Source organism: Martelella alba, from assembly GCF_006516955.1.
GTDB lineage: Bacteria > Pseudomonadota > Alphaproteobacteria > Rhizobiales > Rhizobiaceae > Martelella > Martelella alba.
The window spans coordinates 68,927-83,647 of record NZ_VHLG01000004.1; the positions used below are offsets into that span (position 1 = coordinate 68,927).

General features: G+C 58.0%; 14 protein-coding genes and 1 riboswitch. Of the genes, 6 read left to right on the plus strand and 8 right to left on the minus strand.

All coding sequences use genetic code 11. The features are described 5' to 3' along the window. Window positions 1–161: 161 nt before the first annotated feature. The gene (locus tag FJU08_RS09025; protein ID WP_141148680.1) at window positions 162–1,259 is read right to left on the minus strand and encodes a 2'-deoxycytidine 5'-triphosphate deaminase; all 1,098 of its coding nucleotides are present in this window, start codon (window positions 1,257–1,259) and stop codon (window positions 162–164) included. A 70-nt stretch (window positions 1,260–1,329) separates the two neighbouring features. Next, a riboswitch (SAM riboswitch) is annotated at window positions 1,330–1,407 on the plus strand. A 35-nt stretch (window positions 1,408–1,442) separates the two neighbouring features. On the opposite strand from FJU08_RS09025, the gene FJU08_RS09030 reads away from it, so the two are divergent. Together FJU08_RS09030 and FJU08_RS09035 are read left to right on the plus strand one after the other, a co-directional pair. Next, a complete protein-coding gene (locus FJU08_RS09030; protein WP_141148681.1) occupies window positions 1,443–2,627 on the plus strand; it encodes an O-succinylhomoserine sulfhydrylase in 1,185 nt (394 codons plus the stop codon). Window positions 2,628–2,776: 149 nt separating this feature from the next. Beyond that, window positions 2,777–3,172 (plus strand): ApaG domain-containing protein, encoded by a 396-nt coding sequence (locus FJU08_RS09035; RefSeq protein WP_141148682.1) that lies wholly within the window; start codon window positions 2,777–2,779, stop codon window positions 3,170–3,172. A gap of 344 nt (window positions 3,173–3,516) precedes the next feature. Here FJU08_RS09035 and FJU08_RS09040 read toward each other — a convergent pair whose 3' ends face one another. The 4 genes from FJU08_RS09040 to FJU08_RS09055 form a co-directional block, all read right to left on the minus strand. After that, window positions 3,517–4,914, minus strand: a complete 1,398-nt coding sequence (locus FJU08_RS09040; protein WP_141148683.1) for an NAD(P)(+) transhydrogenase (Re/Si-specific) subunit beta — start codon at window positions 4,912–4,914, stop codon at window positions 3,517–3,519. Between the two features lie 12 nt (window positions 4,915–4,926). Next, window positions 4,927–5,340: a proton-translocating transhydrogenase family protein gene (locus tag FJU08_RS09045; protein ID WP_141148684.1), complete on the minus strand. Its 414-nt coding sequence runs from the start codon at window positions 5,338–5,340 to the stop codon at window positions 4,927–4,929. After that, complete coding sequence (locus FJU08_RS09050; RefSeq protein ID WP_181409792.1) at window positions 5,340–6,491, minus strand: Re/Si-specific NAD(P)(+) transhydrogenase subunit alpha; 1,152 nt, start codon at window positions 6,489–6,491, stop codon at window positions 5,340–5,342. Before FJU08_RS09050 ends, FJU08_RS09045 begins: the two co-directional genes overlap by 1 nt. A gap of 104 nt (window positions 6,492–6,595) precedes the next feature. Further along, on the minus strand, window positions 6,596–6,820 hold the full coding sequence (locus FJU08_RS09055; RefSeq protein ID WP_141148686.1) for an aa3-type cytochrome c oxidase subunit IV: 225 nt from the start codon (window positions 6,818–6,820) through the stop codon (window positions 6,596–6,598). 416 nt (window positions 6,821–7,236) lie between these two features. Here FJU08_RS09055 and FJU08_RS09060 point away from each other — a divergent pair, with 416 nt between their 5' ends. The 3 genes from FJU08_RS09060 (at window position 7,237) to FJU08_RS09070 (ending at window position 10,083) form a co-directional block, all read left to right on the plus strand. Then, window positions 7,237–7,812, plus strand: coding sequence for a TRAP transporter small permease subunit (locus tag FJU08_RS09060; protein ID WP_141148687.1), 576 nt, complete (start codon window positions 7,237–7,239; stop codon window positions 7,810–7,812). Next, window positions 7,809–9,581, plus strand: a complete 1,773-nt coding sequence (locus FJU08_RS09065; protein WP_141148688.1) for a TRAP transporter large permease — start codon at window positions 7,809–7,811, stop codon at window positions 9,579–9,581. The genes FJU08_RS09060 and FJU08_RS09065 overlap by 4 nt, the downstream gene beginning before the upstream one ends. Window positions 9,582–9,717: 136 nt before the next feature. Further along, window positions 9,718–10,083: a hypothetical protein gene (locus tag FJU08_RS09070; RefSeq protein WP_141148689.1), complete on the plus strand. Its 366-nt coding sequence runs from the start codon at window positions 9,718–9,720 to the stop codon at window positions 10,081–10,083. 73 nt (window positions 10,084–10,156) lie between these two features. Here the strand turns inward: FJU08_RS09070 and FJU08_RS09075 are convergent, their stop codons facing one another. Continuing rightward, the gene (locus FJU08_RS09075) at window positions 10,157–11,275 is read right to left on the minus strand and encodes a TRAP transporter substrate-binding protein (RefSeq protein WP_141148690.1); all 1,119 of its coding nucleotides are present in this window, start codon (window positions 11,273–11,275) and stop codon (window positions 10,157–10,159) included. Window positions 11,276–11,559: 284 nt separating this feature from the next. Between FJU08_RS09075 and FJU08_RS09080 the strand changes: the two genes are divergently transcribed. Next, window positions 11,560–12,318: a gamma-glutamyl-gamma-aminobutyrate hydrolase family protein gene (locus FJU08_RS09080; protein WP_141148691.1), complete on the plus strand. Its 759-nt coding sequence runs from the start codon at window positions 11,560–11,562 to the stop codon at window positions 12,316–12,318. A gap of 50 nt (window positions 12,319–12,368) precedes the next feature. Here FJU08_RS09080 and FJU08_RS09085 read toward each other — a convergent pair whose 3' ends face one another. Beyond that, a complete protein-coding gene (locus FJU08_RS09085) occupies window positions 12,369–13,331 on the minus strand; it encodes a 2-hydroxyacid dehydrogenase (RefSeq protein ID WP_141148692.1) in 963 nt (320 codons plus the stop codon). A gap of 122 nt (window positions 13,332–13,453) precedes the next feature. After that, window positions 13,454–14,494: a LacI family DNA-binding transcriptional regulator gene (locus FJU08_RS09090; RefSeq protein ID WP_141148693.1), complete on the minus strand. Its 1,041-nt coding sequence runs from the start codon at window positions 14,492–14,494 to the stop codon at window positions 13,454–13,456. Window positions 14,495–14,721: the final 227 nt, after the last annotated feature.

Sequence of the window (14,721 nt, forward strand, 5' to 3'; positions counted from 1 at the left end):
CGTGCGTCTGCACGGCGAAAGACTCTTTTAGTCCAAGGCCTCATGAATCTGGATCCCCGTGACAAGCACGGGGATGACGACGGTGGGAGGGGCTATTCTACCTCAACCATGCAATATGAATGGCTTTGTCAGCAATCCGAAGACAGCCGCCAAGGCCAGCCTCACCCTGCCCGAAAATGTTTCGACAGCTTCAGCCCCTGGGCCTGATAATTCGAGCCGAGGCCGGAGCCATAGAGATTTTCCGGCTTGTCCATCATATGCTCATAGACCAGCCGGCCGACAATCTGGCCGTGTTCGAGGATGAAGGGCACTTCGTGGCTGCGCACTTCCAGCACCGCGCGCGCGCCGCTGCCGCCGGCCTCCGCATGGCCGAAACCCGGATCGAAGAAACCGGCATAATGAACGCGGAATTCCCCGACCAACGGGTCAAAAGGCGTCATTTCGGCGGCATAAAGCGGCGGCACATGAACCGCTTCGCGCGAGACCAGAATGTAGAACTCGTCCGGATCAAGGATCAGTTCGCCCTTGCCGCGACCATGGATAGGCTCCCAGAAATCGAGAATATCATAGCCTGCCTTACGATCGACATCGATGACGCCGGTATGATGCTTGCCGCGATAACCGATCAGGTCATCACCGTCCCGGCCTTCAAGATCGATCGAAAGCGCAATGCCGCCGCCGGTGATGTTCGGCACATCGCTGGCCACCAGCATTTCCGCCTCATGCAGCGCCAGAAGCGAAACCTCACTCAAAAGCGCATGACCGGCACGGAAGCGGATCTGCGACAGGCGCGACCCCCGCCGGACAATCACCGGGAAGGTGCGTGGCGAGATTTCCAGGTAGAGCGGCCCCTCATAACCCGGCGGAATGACGTCGAACTCCTGGCCATAGTCGCCCATCACGCGGGTGAAGATATCAAGCCGGCCGGTCGAGCTTTTCGGATTGGTGGAAGCCGACATATCATTGCCGAGCTTCAGCCCTTCCATCAGCTCGACGATATAGACACAGCCGGTCTCCAGCACCGCGCCGTCGGTGAGATCAACCGTATGCAGCGAGAAGCGTGCCAGCTTGTCGGCAACCTTGTGCGCCGGGCCGGGCAGAAAGCTTGCGCGCACGCGATAGGCCCTGGCGCCAAGGCGCAAATCAAGGCTTGCGGGCTGGATCTGATCATCATCCAGCGGCGCCTCGGCGTGAAGCGCGCCTGTTGCAAAAAGCGCGGCAATGGCGGTATCGGCGAGAATTCCGGGTCTCTGGGACATAATTTTGCACCTCTTGGCCGACAAAACCAATCTTTGAGAATTGACGCAAGCACCTGAACGGACTATGCCCGATTTATCCCGTGGTGATTTGGCCGGTCGGCTTGCAGCCACGTAAAACAACTTGCTAAAAGACCGGGTGAAGCCGGTCCGTTCAAGACCGGCTTTTTTTGTTTGGAGAATGATATGAAGAAATCCTGGCGTCCCCAGACCAAGCTCGTTCACGGCGGCAGCCTTCGCTCGCAGTTCGGCGAGATGTCCGAGGGCATCTTTCTGACCCAGGGCTTCCTCTACGACAATTCTGCCGCAGCGGAAGCACGCTTCAAGGGTGAGGATGACGGCTTCATCTATGCCCGTTACGGCAGCCCCACCAATGACATGTTTGAAAAACGCATGTGTGCCGTGGAAGGTGCCGAAGAAGCCCGCGCCACCGCCTCCGGCATGGCCGCCGTCTCGGCAGCCCTTCTCTGCCAGCTCCAGGCAGGCGATCATATCGTTGCCGGCCGCGCCCTGTTTGGTTCCTGCCGCTGGGTGATCGAGACGCTGGCACCCAAATACGGCATCGAATTCACCCTGGTCGATGGCCGCGATCTGAAGAACTGGGAAGCGGCAATCCGCCCCAACACCAAGGTTTTCTTCCTTGAAAGCCCGACCAACCCGACGCTGGAAGTGGTCGATGTGGCAGGCGTTGCAGCACTCGCCCACTCGGTCGGCGCCCGCCTGGTGATCGACAATGTCTTTGCGACACCGCTTTTCCAGAAGCCGCTTGAACTGGGGGCAGACGTCGTCGTCTATTCGGCCACCAAGCATATTGACGGCCAGGGCCGCTGCCTCGGCGGCGTCGTCCTGTCGTCAAAGGACTGGATCGAAAATGTCTTTCAGGACTATTTCCGCCATACCGGCCCGGCGCTCTCGCCCTTCAATGCCTGGCTGCTGCTGAAGGGGCTTGAAACCTTTGCGCTGCGCGTGCGCCAGCAGACAGCCAGTGCTGCAAAAATCGCTGATTTTCTTGCGGCAAGCGACAAGGTTGCCCGGGTGATCTATCCCGGACGCGCCGACCATCCGCAGGCCGATATCATTGCAAAGCAGATGTCCGGCGGCTCAACCCTGATCGCCTTCGAACTGAAGGGCGGCAAGGAAGCAGCTTTCGCCCTGCAGGATGCGCTGGACGTCGTGTCGATCTCCAACAATCTTGGCGATGCCAAGAGCCTGATCACCCATCCGGCGACGACGACACACAAAAACCTCTCTGAAGAAGCCCGTGCCGAACTCGGTATTTCTGGCGGAACGATTCGTTTCTCGGCCGGTATTGAAGACACGGATGACCTGCTTGAGGACTTCGCAGCTGCACTCTCGAAGGTCAAAGGCTGAAAAACACCCCCGCATTCTGCAATTTAGCCTTACCAGCATATTGCATTTAACGAATTGCCAGCTATTCTCGACAACACCGTTAAATAGTTACAATATAAGAACCACAACCAACGGGTAAGCGCTAACCATCAGAATGCGGGGGCTTCTGAATGCTTTTTTGTGCGCGAACACGCGATATCGAAGTGAAGGTAGAGCCGCTTTTCCAGACGGATCTCTCACGACCGCAGGACAATTGCTATGTCTGGTCCTGCTCGGTTGAAGTCATCAATCATGGCGATCGCCGCATCTGTATTGTTGCACGGCACTGGCATGCTGCCGATGAATTCGGTCTGGTTCGTGACTTTGGTGATAGCGCTACCGTGATCGGTCAGCCAGTACTCGATCCAGGTCAGCATTTTCAGTATCGCTCAGCCGGTCCGCTGAAAACGCCAAGCGGCGTCATGTTCGGCCATTGCCTGATGCAGATGGAAGATGGCGAACTGCTTGAGATTGCGCTGCCTGGCTGCTCGCTGGATTCGCCCTATGCCGGGCACAGAATGAACTGAACTCTGGCTGACGTGAGCGTTTGCCTGGCAATCGTGATTTTCTGCAAAGAAAGGGCCTGTCTCGCAACCGCCCCCTCAGACTGCGGACAAACCTGGTCCCCTTTTCTAGCGTCATGCCTGTGCTTGGTCCACAGGCATCCAGCCGACGCGCGTCCACGCGGCGAAAGACTCTGCCTAATCAAAGCCTTATGAAACTGGATCCCCGTGACGAGCACGGGGATGACGACGGAGGGAACGGCATTTCACCCCAAACAGGCAATTTGAATGACGTTGTCAGCAATCCGGGGGCGGCCTTTCGACCGCCCTCGATTTCCGTATCCCGTCTGCCATGACGGCTGAATATCTCAGCCCATGGCCTTGACGATATCTTCCGTCATCTTCTTGGCATCGCCAAGCAGCATCATCGTGCCGTCCTTGTAGAACAGCTCATTGTCGATACCGGCATAGCCGGAGCCGAGCGAACGCTTGACGAAGAGGCAGGTCTTGGCCTTGTCGACATCAAGGATCGGCATGCCGTAGATCGGCGAGGTCTTGTCATCGCGGGCGGCCGGATTGGTGACATCATTGGCACCGATCACATAGGCGACGTCGGCCTGGGCGAATTCGGAGTTGATATCCTCAAGCTCGAACACCTCGTCATAGGGCACATTAGCCTCGGCCAGCAGCACATTCATATGGCCCGGCATACGGCCGGCAACCGGATGAATGGCATATTTGACCTCGACGCCCTTTTCCTTCAACAGATCAGCCAGTTCACGCAGCGCGTGCTGCGCCTGGGCAACGGCCATGCCGTAACCGGGCACGATGATGACCTTGGAAGCATTCTCCATCAGGAAAGCCGCATCGTCGGCTGAACCGAGCTTGACATTGCGATCGCCCTTGTCGGCAGCACCTGCCGCCGCCGCGTCCCCTCCGAAACCGCCAAGAATGACGGAGATAAAGGAGCGGTTCATGCCCTTGCACATGATGTAGGACAGGATCGCACCGGACGAGCCGACAAGTGCACCGGTGACGATCAGCGCCATATTGCCAAGCGTGAAGCCGATACCGGCAGCAGCCCAGCCCGAATAGGAGTTGAGCATCGAGACCACAACCGGCATGTCGGCGCCGCCGATCGGCACGATCAGCAGTATGCCGAGCACCAGAGCGAGGATAACGACCAGCCAGAAGAAGATCGGCGAGGCCGTTACCGTCAGCGCGATGATGAAGATGACCAATAGCGCCAGCAGCACGATATTGATGGCATGACGCATGGGCAGCATGATCGGCTTGCCGGACATGCGCCCGTCAAGCTTGGCAAAGGCGATGATCGAACCGGTAAAGGTGATCGCACCGATGGCGGCACCGAGCGCCATTTCGATCAGCGCGCGAAGGTGAATATCCCCGGCAACGCCAATGCCGAAGCTTTCCGGTGCGTAGAGCGCAGCAGCCGCCACAAGCACGGCGGCAAGGCCGACCAGCGAGTGGAAACCGGCCACAAGCTGCGGCATCGCTGTCATGGCGATGGTACGGGCGATATAGGCACCAATCGAACCACCGATCACAAGCGCCAGCAGGATGAAGACCAGTGCGGTGAAAGAGGGCTGCGCCAGCCATAGCGTGGTGCCGATGGCAATGGCCATACCGACCATGCCGTAGACATTGCCCTTGCGGCTGGTCGATGGGTGGGACAGTCCCCGAAGCGCCATGATGAACAGGACAGCGGAGACGAGAAACAGCAAAGCTGCAAGATTAACGGACATTGCTCAAACGCCTCACTTGTCCTTCTTCTTGTACATGGCCAGCATGCGCTGGGTGACAAGAAAACCGCCGAAAATATTGATCGAAACGAGGATCAGCGCGACAAAGCCGAAGCCGGTCGCAAGGCCGCTCGCCGAAAGGCCGACGGCCAGAAGCGCGCCGACAACAATGACGGAGGAAATGGCATTGGTGACAGCCATCAGCGGGGTGTGCAGCGCCGGCGTGACCGACCAGACAACATAATAGCCGACGAAGATCGCCAGAATGAAGATCGCGAACTGGAAGACGAAGGGATCAATCGTCCCTCCGCTTGCACCATGGGCGAGATTGGCGACCGCGCCGGAATCGAGATTGCCAAGCGCCTGGCGCGCCTGCTCAAGCGAATTCACCGCACTGTCGATGGCCGAATTGACATCAGAAACGGACATTATGCATCTCCTTCAGCAGGGACTGCACCAAATTTTGGATGAACCACGGCGCCGCCATGGGTCAGAAGCGTGGCTGCGACCAGTTCATCATCCTGATTGATGGTCACTCCGCCGGTCTCCTTGTCGACCAGCGTCTGGAAAAAGGTGAGAAGGTTCTTGGCGTAGAGCAGGGTTGCACTGGCGGCGATCCGGCCCGGCAGATTGACATAACCGACGACTGAAACGCCTTCGACATTGGCAATGCCACCGGCTTCAGCACCTTCAACATTGCCGCCACGTTCGACCGCAAGGTCAACGGCGACGGAGCCGAGGCGCATGGAAGCAAGCATGGACCGCGAGACGAGCCGGGGTGCCGGGCGTCCCGGGATCAGCGCCGTTGTGATGACGATGTCCTGCTTGGCAATGTGGGATGCGACCAGTTCGGCCTGCTTGGCCTGGTAGGCCGCAGACATTTCCTTGGCATAACCGCCAGCGGTTTCCGCTGCCTTGAACTCATCATCTTCGACAGCGATGAATTTCGCACCGAGCGAAGCCACCTGTTCCTTGGCTGCCGGGCGCACATCGGTTGCCGAGACGACGGCGCCGAGACGACGTGCCGTCGCAATGGCCTGCAACCCGGCAACACCTGCCCCCATGACAAAGACACGGGCAGCCGGCACGGTGCCCGCAGCCGTCATCATCATCGGCATGGCACGATCATAAACGGATGCCGCCTCAATCACGGCCTGATAACCGGCGAGATTTGCCTGGGAAGACAGAACGTCCATCGACTGGGCGCGCGTGATGCGCGGCATCAGCTCCATGGCAAAGCTGGAGAGCCCCTGTGTCGCCATCGCGGCAAGCGCCTCTTCCTGGCCATAGGGATCCATCATCGCAAAGACTGCGGCACCGGACATATAGGAGGCAAATTCATCCGCCTCCGGCCGGCGGACCCTGAAGACAACATCCGCCGAGGATACCGCTTCCGGCCCGGCGATTGTCGCACCGGCGGCCTCAAAATCGGCGTCACTGATCTGCGAAGCCAGCCCCGCACCCGTCTCGATCACGACGGAAAAGCCGAGACCACTCAGTTTCTTGACTGTGTCGGGTGAGGCAGCGACGCGGGTTTCCGCAAGCGCCCTCTCCTTCGGCACAAAAATTGTTTTGCTCACCATCTACTCCCAAAGCCAGGGTGAAACGCTTGTCGCCGGGACGTGCCCGCCCCGACGCTGCACACCAGTCAAAACCTGATGTGACAGACCGGCAGAAAGACCGGTTAGCGAAAACTATAAAGGCCGATTGCGCTGGCGAATATGAAAAGGATCAAACCGCCAAGAAAACCGAACGGGCCGATCAGGCCCGCCGCCATGCCGAGAAGCAGTGCAATCACCAGCACTGTCAGAACCCGCGTCCCGCGCAGGAACATCCGGTAGGTTCGTTCATGTTCGGCAAAATCATCGTGTTGTGCCACTGCGGCATCATTCATGTCAGCATGCTGCATCAAGTCCTCCACCCATGCATTGCCTTCATCCTGGCGGACCGGTTCTCCCTTTGATCCTTCGCGAAACTACCATAACCGCCAGTGCCCCAACAACAACAGGTTTAGCCGCGCGATGACGACGCCAAACATCCATGTCTGATGGACTAAAATGGAAAAATGCTGAAAAACCCGTTTTCGCGGCCGCTTCGCACCATATTTGTTGCCTTTTTGCCCTTGCAGAGCGCCTGCCGATGGCGCTATCAGCAGCTCCGACAATTTGATTAAGTGAAGGTCGACGCAATAAATGATCGTCCTCCGGCATGTTCGCATACCGAAAACTTCACGAAAATCGTATCTTTCCGGCCGTATAGTACCAAAGGCATGTTGCGCGGCCTTGACAACTTCCGTTAAGGAGGTCGGACGGTTTGGAGGACCCCATGGAATTACTGTTGAAGCTCAGCCGGTTGATCGACCGGGTCAATGAGTTCATTGGCAAATCGGTCTCCTGGCTGCTGCTGGCTGCCATTTTGATCAGCGCAGGCAATGCGATCAGCCGAAAGCTTTTCAGCCTGTCGTCAAACGCCTGGCTTGAGGTGCAATGGTATCTTTATGGTGCCGTTTTCATGCTGGCGGCGGCCTATGCGCTGTTGAAAAACGAGCATATCCGCATCGATATCCTGTCCAGCAACTGGTCGAAGCGGACCCGTGACTGGATCGACCTGATCCTGCACATCTTCTTCCTCGTGCCATTCGCCGCGATGATGGTCTATCTCTCCTGGCCCTGGTTCCTGCGCTCGTTTCTGACGGGCGAAATGTCGACCAATGCCGGCGGGCTGCATCTGTGGCCGGCAAAATTCTTCATCCTGTTCGGGTTCTTCCTGCTGCTATTGCAGGCCTTTTCAGAAATCATCAAGCGTATTGCCGTGATTTCGGGCCGTCTGCAGGAGCGCGATACGCTCTACTCCGATAACAGCCACGCCATGCCCCTTAAGACAGCGGACGACGAAGCATGATCGATCTCATCGCCCATAATCTTGCGCCCATCATGTTCGCTTCCGTGATGGGTATGTTGCTTCTCGGCTATCCGGTTGCCTTCACACTTGCCGCTGGCGGTTTGATCTTCTTTGTCTTTGGCGTCGAGCTTTCATCCTATTCGCCGCAGATCCACCTGTTCTGGCCGCTTTTGCAGTCACATCCGGACCGTTTCTTCGGCGGCATCATGTCGAATGAAACGCTGCTGGCGGTGCCTTTCTTCACCTTCATGGGCATTATTCTTGAACGCTCGCGCATGGCCGAGGATCTGCTGGACACGATCGGGCAGCTGTTCGGACCGGTGCGTGGCGGCATCGCCTATGCCGTCGTGCTGGTCGGTGCGCTTCTGGGCGCCACCACCGGCGTCGTTGCCGCATCCGTCATGGCCATGGGGCTGATCTCCCTGCCGGTGATGCTGCGCTATAATTACAGCCGCCCCTTCGCCACCGGCACCATCGCCGCCTCCGGTACGCTGGCGCAGATCGTCCCGCCGTCACTTGTTCTGATCGTCATGGCCGACCAGCTCGGCCGGTCCGTCGGAGACATGTATGTCGGCGCGCTCTACCCCTCGCTGATGATTATCGCGGCCTACTGTCTTTATGTCTTCATCGTGTCGATGGTCAGCCCGAAATCTGCGCCTGCCATGCCGGCTGAGGCCCGCACGCTCGGCAATGGTATCACCTCGCTTTTCGTGATGATCGCACTCGCCGTTGCCCTTTATTTCCTCGGCTATCATGTGCTATTTACGGCAGCTAATGACGCCTGGCGTCTGGTGGCGGCTTTGTGCTTTGCGGTGGTTGTGGTCTATCTGATCGCGATTGCCAATGAGCGGATGAAGCTCAACATCCTGTCGAAGCTTTCGCAGCAGGTCATCATCGTTCTGGTGCCGCCGCTGGCGCTGATCTTCCTCGTCCTCGGCACCATCTTTCTCGGGATCGCAACCCCGACCGAAGGCGGCGCCATGGGCGCTTCCGGCGCACTGATTCTGGCGCTGGCCAAACGCAGGCTGGATATCAAATCGCTGAAGCAGGCACTTGATTCCACCACCAAGCTCTCCGCCTTCGTCATGATGATCCTTATGGGCGCGCGCGTCTTCAGTCTCACCTTCTACGGTATTAACGGCAATGTCTGGATCGAGGACCTGCTGACCGGCCTGCCCGGTGGCGAATATGGCTTCCTGATCGTGGTAACGATCATCGTCTTCATATTGGGATGCTTCCTGGATTTCTTCGAAATCGCCTTCATCATGGTGCCGCTGCTGGTTCAGCCCGCCCAGGCTCTGGGCATCGATCTGATCTGGTTCGGCATCATTCTCGGCATCAACCTGCAGACATCCTTCCTGACGCCGCCCTTCGGCTTCTCGCTCTTCTATCTCCGCTCGGTCACCCCGGCCGGCGAATGGGTCGACAAGGCGACAGGTGCCAAGATGAAAGGCGTGCCGACCATGTCGATCTACAAGGGCATTATCCCCTTTATCGCCATTCAGGCCATGGCAATCGTTGCGGTCATTTCCTTCCCGCAGCTTGTCACCCACTACAAGGACGAAGCGCCGACGGTGGATCCGGCCTCCGTCACCATTACCGTGCCTGGCTTCGGCCTTGGCGACAGCGGCGGCCTTGCTCCGCTTGATGGCGATGCCAGTGGCAATGACCCCTTCGGCCTGCCGCCGCTTGGCGGAGACCTGGGTGCACCACCGGCGCCGGCACCGGCGCAAAGCGAGGATCTCTCGCAACCGCCCGCCTTCAACTGATCATCACTTCCCGAGAATGGCCGCGTTCACCACGCGGCCATTTTTCTTGCATGTGTGTTGAAGATCGTCCGATGATGACCCGAGCCGTTCGGGCGGGGGTGGAGCCCGGCCAGCGGTGGATCATGAGGAGGATTTTATGCGATTTCTGGCGATCATAGCCGCGGCGCTGCCGCTCCTGGCAACACCTGCTGTATCCGGCGATTTTTTCTGTCCCTCCAATACAAACGGCTATTGCGCCGCGCCGGGCTCACGCGTCTGCGGGCCGGACACGCAATGCGTGGATAAAGACGCCCAGTGCTTCGCCGCCAATACCTGCGACATTCGCGGCTTTGTCTGCAAATCGGACATGATCGAGGTGATTGACGCCTATAATGCGCTTCAGGGCGATCACGATGCGCTGACAGCGCGCTACAATCTGCTGGCCCGCAAGAACAATGATCTGCGCGACTGTGTCAACCGTGCAGGCTCCGCGCTTGAGGCCAGGGCCTGCCTCAGTTTCTGAGGGAATGTCAAAGGCCCCGCCGGTCGGAACCGGCGGGGCCTTCTGCATTTTCAACCAGGGATGTTGATATGCGTTATGCCAGCGGCTTCAGACCACCGGCACGCTGCTGGCGCATCATGAAGGTGTCGTAGCTGTATTCGGCGATCTGCAGCCACAGATAGGCCTCGTTCGAGAAGGTGATCTGATCGTTGTAGATCTTCTTGAAGTCGGCATTCGAGGCGCCGAGATCGGCATAAACCTTGGTGGCGGCATCAAAAGCAGCCTGCATGATCTCTGTGCTGTAAGGCTTGAGCACAGCACCATCAGCAACGAGCTGGCGGATTGCGACCGGGTTTTTCGTGTCGTATTTCGCCATCATATTGGTGTTGGCGAAGGCACAGGCATCCTTGAGTGCTGCCTGATACCCCTTGGGCAGGGCTTCCAGCTTTTCCTTGTTGAAGAAGGCATGGATAACCGGACCGCCTTCCCACCAGCCGGGATAGTAGTAATATTTCGCCACCTTGTAGAAGCCGAGCTTCTGGTCATCATAGGGGCCGACAAATTCGGCAGCGTCGATGGTGCCCTTTTCCAGCGCCGGATAGATATCACCGCCGGCAATCTGCTGCGGTACGACGCCAAGCTGTTCGACCACCTTGCCGGCAAGACCGGCAATACGCATCTTCAGCCCCTTCAGGTCATCCAGCGTGTTGACTTCCTTGCGGAACCAGCCGCCCATCTGCACGCCGGTATTGCCAGCGAGTTCGCCAACGACACCATATTTGGCGAAGAAGTCATTCATCAGCTGCGAACCATTGCCCTGATAATACCAGGCATTGGTCAGCCGCGCATCAAGGCCAAAGGGAATGGCTGTGCCAATAGCAAAGGTCGGATCCTTGCCCCAGAAATAGTAGGAGCAGGTATGGCAGGATTCCACCGTGCCGTTCTGCACCGCATCCAGGGCCTGAAGGCCAGGCACGATTTCGCCGGCAGCATAGGTCTGAATGGTGAAATTGCCGTCAGTGGCTGCGGCAACATGGCTGGCGATATCGTCCGCCCCGCCATAAATCGTATCAAGCGATTTGGGGAACGACGACGTCATGCGCCAGGTGATTTTCGGGTTTTCCTGCGCAATGGCAGGGGCGGCGAGTGCAGTGGCAGCGACAGCACCAACGCTGCCCGTGCCGACCTTCCTCATGAAAGAACGACGGTCCATATTTTCCTCCCAATGTGCCAGTCCGCTATTCCTCCTGAACGGACAGCAAGGTGAGGAAAGCATTTTGCGCCCCGCCTTTCAAGCACGCGCCAGGGTCGAAAACCCTCTTTTGCGTCGCAAAATAGCAAAGCTTAAACCAAGGTATAATGAGCAAATGTCATTTTTTACGGGCGCCAGCCTTACGAAGCGCAATTTGGAGCCGCAACAGGCCGATTGACAGCAGTGCAGCTTCGCGCCAATTTCGCCAGCGCAAATCCCTGTCCCAAGCCTCGAGTCCAACATATATGTCCAGACCCATCATCGCTGTCCCCGCAGATACCTGTGAATTCCAGGAAGCCACCTGGCACGCCGCCCAGCAGCAATATGTCGGCGCAGCGCTCGACGTTGCCGGCGCCATGAGCTTCATCATCCCGGCTTTCGAAAATGGCAATGACATTGAAGCCATTCTTGACCGCGTCGACGGTGTTTTGATCACCGGCGCACGTTCCAATGTCCACCCGTCTCTTTACGGCAAGACGGCAGAAGACAGGGATGGGCCATTTGATCCGGGTCGTGATGCCACCACCCTGCCGCTCATCCGTCGCGCGATTGAACGCGGTATTCCTCTGTTTTGTATCTGCCGCGGCATTCAGGAACTCAATGTTGCGCTCGGCGGTACACTCTTGAGCGAGGTCCAGGACCTGGAAGGCCGTATGGACCATCGCAAACCTGAAACGGATGATCGCGATGCTGCCTATGTAATCCGCCAGACCGTCACGATTGCAGAAGGGTCCTGCCTCGCCGGCGTTCTCGGTCCAGGCGACATTACCGTCAACTCACTGCATCGCCAGGCGATCAATGCATTGGCGCCAAGCCTTCAGGTTGAAGCCATCGCTCCCGATGGAACGGTGGAGGCGGTTTCTGTCATCGGCGCGAAAGCCATGGCCGTCGGCGTTCAGTGGCACCCGGAATACTGGGCGACCACTGACGCGCCATCCCGCAAGCTTCTCGAAGCCTTTGGCGACGCCATCCGCGCCTATCAGAAAGAAGCTGGCCGCGCCTGATACCCCAAGACAGCAAGGGCGGCCTCACGCCGCCCTTTTCTCATTCCCGCTCAGCCCCTCGGCGTGAAGGGCGTCTCCGGCACAGGCGTCAGCGGCGCGCCCTCATTGAACCAGCTGCGAATATTCTCGCCGACCAGATTGCCCATATCCGTGCGTGTCGGCACGGAGGCGGAGGCGACATGCGGCAGCAGGCTGACATTGTCGAATGCCATCAGCGCCTCGGGAACATTCGGCTCATCATAGAAGACATCAAGCCCTGCGCCGCCGATCTCGCCCTTTTCCAGCGCAGCAATCAGATCATCCTCATTCACGGTCCAGCCGCGGCCGACATTGATGATGACGCCGGTCGGGCCGAGCGCCTTCAGAATCGCAGCATCAATGGTTTTGTGGGTTGCAGGCGTCTTCGGCACAATGGCGATCAGCGTGTCGACAGCCTCGGCCATTTCAGCCAGCGAGGCGTAATAGGTGTAGTCGACGCCGTCCTTTTTCGAACGGGTATGATAGGAAATCTCCACCTTGAAAGGCTCAAGCCGGCTGGCGATTTCAAGGCCGATGCGGCCAAGACCATAAAGTCCGACCTTGCGGCCCTTCATCGAAAACGGCGACAGTGCGAAATTGCCGTCGCTGGCCCACCTTCCATCACGCACCCATTTCTCCGCACTGTAAAATTTGCGAACAGTGTTCAAAAGCAGCGCGATCGTCGTGTCAGCCACTTCGTCATTCAGGACATTCGGCGTGTGAGTAACAATGATCCCTTTCTTTGCCGCATGAGCCGTATCGATACCGTCATAGCCAACGCCGGGACAGGCAATGATTTCAACATTCGGGAAGGCGTCCATCAGCGCTGCGGAAAACCCGCCAAAGGCAACGACGGCACGAATGCGCGCAATCGTTTCAGCCGCAAGCCCCGAAGGTCCATCTTCCGGCATGGCAATCAGATCGAAATCGTCACGCAGTGCGGCCTGGACGAATTCATTCAAATTCTGCGACAGCAGAACGGCAATCCTGGACATGATGTCTCCTGAAAAGGCAAAAGAAACGCGGGTCCAACCGGTTTAAAAGAGAATGCCACGCTTGAAAACCATCAAACGCGTGCAAATTGGCCCGCCAGGCCATCGCTGAACTTTCGGACAGATCAGATTGCGTAACGGCTCTCCGCCATCTCGCGATGCGGGCCGGTGGACTGGCGGATCCGCATTTCCGGCTTGATCAGATGCATGCCGTTCGGCGCATCGGAACCGGCCAGCTTGTCGAGCAGCGCCCGCGCCGCCAGCCGTCCAACCTCGGCCTGCCCATTCCAAACCGTGGTCAGCGATGGCGTTGCGATCGAGGCCTCCTCCAGATCATCATAGCCGGTAACAGAGATATCGTGACCCGGCACCAGCCCCGCCCGCGAAATGCCATTCATCAGACCGATGGCAACCAGATCATTCCAGCAGACCGCTGCTGTCGGCTTTTGCTGCAGCGACAGAAAATGCACGGCTGCTTCGAAACCGCCCTGTTTGGTGCGGGGGCCGGGAATGCGCAATGCCGGATCGATCTCTATCCCTGCCTTGCGCAGCGCATTGACATAGCCGGAATAGCGATCACGCCCGGTGGACGTCTGATCCGTGCCGCCGATCATGGCAATGCAGCGATGGCCGAGGCCGATGAGGTGATTGGTCGCGAGTGCGATGCCATAGCTGTCATCACCGCGATAGGTCGGGATATCGAGTTCTTCCATCGAGCGGGCGACGAAAATCGCCGGCATGCCATTATCCTCGGCAAGCATGACATCTTCCGGCGGGGTGCCGATGGCGGGCGACATGATCACCCCGTCACCGCCAAGCTGCAGCAGGGTTTCAATGAAGTTGCGCTGCTTTTCCACCGAGTCATAGTGATTTGAGAGAATGAAGGTATGCTGGTTGCGGTCGAGTTCACTCTCGATCGCCTTCAGGATCTCACCGTAAAACGGGTTCATGATATCATGAACGACAACGCCGATAATGCCCGAACGCGATGTCCTGAGCGAGGCCGCGCGGCGATTATAAATATAGCCGAGTGCGCGCGCCTGCTCCTTGATCCGCTCCCGCGTCGTTGCCGCAACAAGCGGACTGTCCCTGAGCGCCAGCGATACGGTTGCCGTGGAAATTCCAAGCGATTCCGCGATCGTCGAAAGTTTTACCTTTTGCGCCATGCATTCCGCTCCTCAGAGACTTGAACTCATATCCGGTGACGGTTTCGAGCGCCGACACCTAATTAAAATTTTTAAATCAGTTTTGTCCAAAATTTCAACATAAAAGTCCTTTTCGCATGAAATGAACGCGGTTCGGCAGGCTTTTCCACCGATATGCCAGTTGGGATGACGAAATTTCCGAAATCCGCCGTGATGGAACGGAGCCGGACCGGAATCCGCCGGACCGC

Coding starts and splice junctions, on each gene's coding strand:
- FJU08_RS09035 (WP_141148682.1), top strand. CDS start 2,777: ATGCTTTTTTGTGCGCGAACACGCGATATCGAAGTGAAGGTAGAGCCG.
- FJU08_RS09060 (WP_141148687.1), top strand. CDS start 7,237: ATGGAATTACTGTTGAAGCTCAGCCGGTTGATCGACCGGGTCAATGAG.
- FJU08_RS09075 (WP_141148690.1), bottom strand. CDS start 11,275: ATGGACCGTCGTTCTTTCATGAGGAAGGTCGGCACGGGCAGCGTTGGT.
- FJU08_RS09040 (WP_141148683.1), bottom strand. CDS start 4,914: ATGTCCGTTAATCTTGCAGCTTTGCTGTTTCTCGTCTCCGCTGTCCTG.
- FJU08_RS09070 (WP_141148689.1), top strand. CDS start 9,718: ATGCGATTTCTGGCGATCATAGCCGCGGCGCTGCCGCTCCTGGCAACA.
- FJU08_RS09065 (WP_141148688.1), top strand. CDS start 7,809: ATGATCGATCTCATCGCCCATAATCTTGCGCCCATCATGTTCGCTTCC.
- FJU08_RS09045 (WP_141148684.1), bottom strand. CDS start 5,340: ATGTCCGTTTCTGATGTCAATTCGGCCATCGACAGTGCGGTGAATTCG.
- FJU08_RS09030 (WP_141148681.1), top strand. CDS start 1,443: ATGAAGAAATCCTGGCGTCCCCAGACCAAGCTCGTTCACGGCGGCAGC.
- FJU08_RS09025 (WP_141148680.1), bottom strand. CDS start 1,259: ATGTCCCAGAGACCCGGAATTCTCGCCGATACCGCCATTGCCGCGCTT.
- FJU08_RS09080 (WP_141148691.1), top strand. CDS start 11,560: ATGTCCAGACCCATCATCGCTGTCCCCGCAGATACCTGTGAATTCCAG.
- FJU08_RS09090 (WP_141148693.1), bottom strand. CDS start 14,494: ATGGCGCAAAAGGTAAAACTTTCGACGATCGCGGAATCGCTTGGAATT.
- FJU08_RS09085 (WP_141148692.1), bottom strand. CDS start 13,331: ATGTCCAGGATTGCCGTTCTGCTGTCGCAGAATTTGAATGAATTCGTC.
- FJU08_RS09055 (WP_141148686.1), bottom strand. CDS start 6,820: ATGCAGCATGCTGACATGAATGATGCCGCAGTGGCACAACACGATGAT.